Raw genomic sequence first — 6,479 nt, 5'->3', positions numbered from 1 at the left:
TTGGTGCAGGGCGTTTACAAGAAATTGCTGATATCCTGGATATCTCTATTTTCTTTTTTTATGCCGATATCGCAACAAAAGAAAAAAATACATCCTATGATGAAATTGCTAATAAAGAAGAGCATACTCTTTTGAAAAGTTTTAGAGAACTTAAGCCTAAGCAACAAAAGGCAATTTTGTGTTTGATTGCTTAAGAGATGAAAATACACTTGTGAAAGCCTTTAAATTTTATTGCTGCTCTTTTGAAATGATTTTATGAATAAGTATAAGTTATGAATAAGTTTATGCATAAAGTATAAGGGCTCTCGTTGTACAGTGCAGTTTTATGGGGGAACCCAAAGCCTTGAAAATCCAAAGTGGAGATATTTGTTTTCTCTATAAGGAGCGTGAGATTCCGAGAGTTTTTGCCATGTCTAGGTGTGCAGCACTAAAAGCAAAAAAAGCTGACTGAGCTCAGTGTTTTTGACTCCCGAAATACGCATAAAGAGGGCGCTCGCAATGGGGCAGGGGGAGTGAGCCGTGAGAGCTCGTCTATAAGGAATACGGAATTCCGAGAGTTTTTGCCATGTCTAGGTGTGCAGCACTAAAAGCAAAAAAAGCTGACTGAGCTCAGTGTTTTTGACTCCCAGAATACGCAATGAAAAAGGTGTTCCGCAATGGGTCAGAAAAATGACACGTGAAAGCTAGAAAACAGCCTTCTGGTTGATTTCTCATGCGTGTAAAAAAATTTAAAGAGTCTTTTTTCTCCATAATAAATTATTCGATAGTTTTTTTCTAAAGGAAGGGAGTGCTGTGGTGGGTGGGTGCTGACCTTTTCCTCGCAGAAATGTTTCAAGAAAGCTTCTTTCTCTTCATTTTTAAAATTAGTTTTATCCTTTATTCTTAAAGGCGGAGCAAATAAAGCGCCATGGGTGAGAGGGAAACGTATCCCATGTAACAGAGGAGACCATGTAACAGTGAAGGGGTCTCATCACTGTATTCGAATGCCCACAAGCGTTGTTCCAATGTTTTGACACTGTTATCAAGAGCTCATTGGGTTATAGGTCTCATTGACTTTTTTCCGTTTGCAAAACTCTTTTTAAAATTAACCAAGCGGCATATTCTTGTAAAACAACACCTAAAAGGGGGCGCGTATAGGGGAACGTTAGATGATCATCCTCATAACCTTTCATTTGCACCGTTATGGTTGCATGGCCAAGGCTTTCTTGCTGACTTTCTAACAGCTCAATGGAAGGGGAGAGGCTCACGCCAACCTCAATCTGTGGGATATTTTGGGGACTTGTTTCTGGAGTCTGAAAATATTTTAAAAGCAGCGGATCATCGATCAACCAATGTACCTGTGCGTATTTTGCGAGTTGTTGACACGCTGTGGTGATTTCTCTGCCAACCAAATGGGCGCGAAAATGATGTTCAAATTCTTCGATGAGAGGTGGGGCCAAGGGGGTGGATGATTGACCAACCAGTTGCACCAAAACATAAGGGCTTTTCCATAAAAAATGGCGCTCAAAGGGTGCATTGGCAAAATGACGGTCAACCCAATGTGCAAGGGTGCTTTCATCAATTCCAATCAAAGTCCAAGCATATTCTGCACGCGATAGTGAAGAATATTTCTTCTCATTTTGCTGTAAATAATCTTCTAAAAGGGCAAGAGCCTGTGAGGGGGGACCAGGCAAAACAACAAGGGCGCTGCCATCACAAGAAAGAAAAAAACCTGGTGCTGTGCCGGTCGGGTTGTCAAGCACTGTTGCTGTTTGCGGAAATAAGGCTTGACGCGCATTATTCTTATCTGGCGCAATCTTTAACCGTTCCAATTGACCTTTGATGATTTGCCAAACATCTTCATGATGCACCAAAGGTTCTCTTACAGCTTGAGCGACCCCATCGCGGGTCTTATCGTCAGAGGTCGGGCCTAATCCCCCACTGATGATAATCAAATCTTCTTGTCCAAGACAAGAAACAATCGTCTCACTGATTTGCTGTAATTGATCCGCACAAACAAAATGACGCGTGACTTGAATGTTTCTTTTTTCCAAACTTTGGCTTAAATCTTGTAAATTCGTATTCAAATATTGTCCTGAAAGGAGTTCATCACCAACGGTGATAATGGCTGCACGATATGAAGAGGTAGGATTTGCAAGAAAATTGCTAACAGCTTGTGCCATTTGACGGGGTGAGGCGTTCCCTCCTCGATCATGGGGGAGTGTTTTCCCTGTACGAATAACGTGATCAACACTTTGAGATAATTCTTTTGCTTCCTCGTAAAAGCCTAAATGCTCTAAGAGGAAAGATGCGGTATAAAACATCGCAGAAGGATTGGCTTTATTTTGTCCAGCAAGGTGTGGGGCGCTTCCATGAGCTGGTTGAAAACAGGGTATCTTATCCCCCACATGGGCATGCGCTGCAAGCGCCAAGCCCCCCATCACGCCGGCGGCAAGATTTGAGAGAATATCGCCAAACATGTTTTCAGCAACAATTACACCAAATTGCTCTGGCTTTGTTGTAATCCACAAAGCAACCGCATCAACATCATGAATATCGGCTTCAATTTCTGGATAGTTTTGTGCGATTTTTTCAAAAATTTCCTGAGCAAATTCTCCACTTTCGCACATCACATTCAGCTTATTTGCAAAGGTAACCCGCTTAAATTTCCGCCCACGTGCATAAGAAAAAGCGTATTCAAATAACCGCTCTAAACCAAAGCGTGTGTGCAAATGGACTGTCCACGCTGCTTCTTTAGCACCATATTTTGCTAAATTGCGATGTTGTAACCAGGTGGCTGTTTCCGGTGTGATCCCTCGAAAATCTAATTTTGCGCAGAGACCTTCGCTCTTTTCGCTGATTATACAAAACTGGAAAGGTTTTTTCGGACCGAAAATGTATCTTATGGGGCGTATCGTGGCAAACAAGCTTAACTTTTGACGAAGTTGAAGGAGAGGAGAAACGTAGGAAAGATTTTGCTCTTTTAAAGGCGCTGCACCTTCTTCTAAAGTTGCTTCTTTTCCTTTCTCTGTTACAGTTCCAAGCAAAAGTGCATCACTTTTAGCGATTTTTTGCCAAGTGGCTTGAGGAATAGCATCTCTTGTCTTTTGCCAACACTCAAAACCAATATCACCATACATGAATTCAATGGGCAATTGAAATGGCTCTAAGAGCATCAGTGCTGCGTCACAGATTTCTGGTCCCACACCATCACCTGGTAATACAAGAACTTTCTTTTTCATAAATCCCGCCCTCTATTGGCTAATGCCTCTCTTTATTGATGCCTATTTATTGATGACTTTATGCGTCATAACACAATGAACCTCTACACATATGCATTTAAGCTTTACGGATAATAAAGCTTATACTCTTCAAATCTCTCTTTTAAAAAATTAAAAGAAGAGCAAAAATTTCCTTTGTTTCCCATTGGTCTTCTCGGTGTAAGAACAAGATGATGTTCATATCGTTTAAAGGCCCCGCACTTTTTATTATAAAGTTTGGAGACATGAGCTCCTCTTCTAACCTTAAAGACATTTTAGTTAACTCTAAAGATATTTTATTCTCTTGCAACGCTTAATTTATAAATGCTTCAATTATTGAAGGCAAAAAGAAAATCGTGAGAGCTTCGATATATGGGTGAAAAAAGCATAGGTTAAAAAAAAGCTCTTGAGATTTTTCGTTTGCTGCAAGATTTTATCTCCATTGTAAAATGTTTTCTTTTTACGCAAATTTAAAAGGAATAACAGGGGGCCCCTTATTCTTTAATTTGCCAATGTCCGATTGGTGAATATGAGACGGCTGGGTAAGCATAACGGACTTAGCACCCCGAACAGCATCATGGAAGAGATGAATCTCGTTAGAGCATAAAGCCGTTTAACCCACGTTATGGTTACCCTTTAGGGGCGCCGATTTCAATATATTCAATTTGAGCAGCTGTTAGATTTTTAATATGTTCAATGATGTAATCGATAGAAAAAGAAAATTGATTCCGATATTCTCCATCACGCAAAGGGATATCAAGATTTTTAAGCATAGCGCCTCAATTTGGTTATTTGACTTGATTTATGGTTATAAAATAATTGGCTTTTCGAATATAAATGATAAAACCTACAAGACAACATGTTGCCAATAAAAGGGCAACAGCCTCATGGATTATGGCCGGATAGTTTTCGATGTCACTGCGGCGCTTAATGCTGCACTTCCTAAGTGTAAGGCACCCCATCACACTGGATGCTGCTGAGAGCTGCTTGCGGATGTGAGGAAATCGCTAACGCTGTTGCCTCAAGGTAACAAAAAGCCATTGCCAAAAGTTAGAAGTGAAAGGGCACTTAAAACGCGTGACAACTTAAAACGCGGAACAAGGGGCCACGCACTCACATAGATTTGGAGAGCAAATAATATTCCTCCTGAAGACAAAAATAATATATCCACGTCGAATGGTCCGTTCCATAGATTCTTGCTTAAAAAATCTTCGTGCAACCAAGTTGCTTTAAGACATGAGGTTACAAGAAACGCCAATGTAACTCTATCCCATAGAGGCAGTTGACAAGCCCAAAGCTGTAAGAAAAAAAGGCGACTCCACAATGTAAGCAAAATAGGTTGCATTAAGCAAAATACGGGGGAAAAATAGGGTATCAATGCGTAAAAAATAAATTGCTTATTTCTAAGGACTCCTAAACTGCCTTTAAGGACTCCTATAGGCGTGAAAGAGTGACGTTTGTTAGGAGGTAAAGTCTCTGTGAGGACAAAATAACACAAACAAATGGTTGAAAGGATAAAAAGGCTTAAAAAGATAAAAGTGGCTTGCCAATGAAAAACTTGCAATAACACCCCCCCCCAATCAATTTTGCTCAGCACTGGTGATGTTCCAACAAAAGGAAAAATAACCAAATAAAGCCTTCCTGCGGACTTTTTATCCATTAAATCATTTATAATCGCTCGACTTAAAACAAGTCCCGCACAGGCGGCAAGACCTTGTAAAAAACGCAGTGCAAAAAAAGTTTGAATATGAACGGTGTAAATAATACTTAGGGTGGTCAAGAGCCACAAAAGTGAGCCAAACAAAAGCGTCTTTTTACGTCCCAAATTATCACTGAGCGGTCCATAAATCAGTTGTCCAATAGCTAAGACAAGTAAAAAAATGGCTACCGCACTTTGAATTTTAGATTCGCTTCCCTGATAATATTGACGCCTATCTCCAAGGGCGGGGAGAAAAATATCCGTAGAAATTAACCCCCCGATGGATAAATACACAATAGAAATTATAAATAATAAAGAAGGTTTATTGTTCACAAATAAATATTTTTCAAAATTTAAGACTTTTAAAGTCAATAAAATAATTTATCCTTATAAATATAGGGGGCTTTTATCATCCTTTAGCGTTTCCTCCAGGAAAAAAAATCGCTTTATACTTTAATCGTTTTTAATGTCTGCACTCATTTTAATAAATGCCCGTTCATAAAAATACGTGAAAATGATTGAGAGATCTCTTAATTGATGGGAGGTGCAGAATCGTCTCTTAGCAGAGTTTTCAAAAGAGACGCGTGGTGTGTGTCTATTAAAGGGTGCGGCTTCAAAGAGGCGCGGTTTAAAGGAAGGGGCGCTTAAGGGAGAGAGCAGCTTAAAAGAGGGCGCGCGGCTTAAAAGAGGGAGAGGCTTAAAGCCTACCAAAAATCTGGAACTTCAGGCTTTAAATGCGGACCAATGCGTACCGCTGAAACTTTTTCTGCTAAGCCGGTGCGGTCTGAAATCTCAACCGCAAAACCACAAAGGGTGGCGGGACCACGGGCTGGTTCAAAACGATCTTGCTTTGTTTTGTAAAGAAAACGGTGTAACGGTTCTTCTTTATCCATGCCAAGGGAGGAGTTGTAATCGCCACACATGCCGGCATCTGTTAAATACGCACTGCCCCCTTCTAAAATCTGCGCATCGGCGGTGGGAATATGTGTATGCGTTCCAACAATAACACTCACACGACCATCAAGAAAATGGCCAAAACATTGCTTCTCGCTCGTCGTTTCCGCGTGAAAGTCAAAAATAATCGCATCGGCTTGCTCCATTAAAGAGCAGGCGAGCAGAATATTTTCTGCTATCTCAAAGGGATCTTCTACTTTGCATGGCATAAAAACATTGCCCAACAGATTGGCAACAAGAATACGTGCACCATTTTTTGCTGTAAAAACACCCACTCCTCTTCCTGGAGTCTCTTTCGAGAAATTAGCAGGACGTAAAAAACGATCACTCTCATGCGCATACTGTAAGGCTTCCTTGTGGGAAAAAGCATGGTTTCCCGTCGTGACAACATCAACACCCGTCATTAAAAGATCTTGATACGTCTCTTGCTTGAGGCCAAAACCATCAGAGGCATTTTCCCCATTGACCACAACAAAATCAAGCTGCCATTTCTCAATCAGTTGAGGAAGATGCTCAAAAACAACTTCACACCCTGTGTTCCCAACAATGTCACCCAAAAATAAAAAACGCATAGGCGCTTTAATCAC

General features: G+C 40.7%; 3 protein-coding genes and 2 pseudogenes. 1 reads left to right on the top strand and 4 read right to left on the bottom strand.

Going from position 1 to position 6,479, the window contains the following annotated elements:
• A pseudogene (locus PVV65_RS05615) lies at positions 1–194 on the top strand (transcriptional regulator); the annotation flags it as partial.
• An 852-nt stretch (positions 195–1,046) separates the two neighbouring features.
• Here PVV65_RS05615 and PVV65_RS05610 read toward each other — a convergent pair.
• The 4 genes and pseudogenes from PVV65_RS05610 to PVV65_RS05595 all read right to left on the bottom strand — a co-directional run bounded on the left by PVV65_RS05610 (position 1,047) and on the right by PVV65_RS05595 (position 6,464).
• On the bottom strand, positions 1,047–3,221 hold the full coding sequence (locus PVV65_RS05610) for an isocitrate/isopropylmalate family dehydrogenase (RefSeq protein WP_273789502.1): 2,175 nt from the start codon (positions 3,219–3,221) through the stop codon (positions 1,047–1,049).
• Between the two features lie 647 nt (positions 3,222–3,868).
• The gene (locus tag PVV65_RS05605) at positions 3,869–4,012 is read right to left on the bottom strand and encodes a hypothetical protein (protein WP_273789501.1); all 144 of its coding nucleotides are present in this window, start codon (positions 4,010–4,012) and stop codon (positions 3,869–3,871) included.
• Between the two features lie 15 nt (positions 4,013–4,027).
• Positions 4,028–5,271 (bottom strand): annotated as a pseudogene (locus tag PVV65_RS05600) (MFS transporter).
• 371 nt (positions 5,272–5,642) lie between these two features.
• A complete protein-coding gene (locus PVV65_RS05595; protein WP_273789499.1) occupies positions 5,643–6,464 on the bottom strand; it encodes a TIGR00282 family metallophosphoesterase in 822 nt (273 codons plus the stop codon).
• Positions 6,465–6,479 lie beyond the last annotated feature (15 nt).

The organism is Bartonella sp. ML70XJBT, assembly GCF_028618425.1.
Classification (GTDB): domain Bacteria; phylum Pseudomonadota; class Alphaproteobacteria; order Rhizobiales; family Rhizobiaceae; genus Bartonella.
Note: the sequence above shows the minus strand (reverse complement) of the source record. Positions and strands in the feature narration are given on the sequence as shown.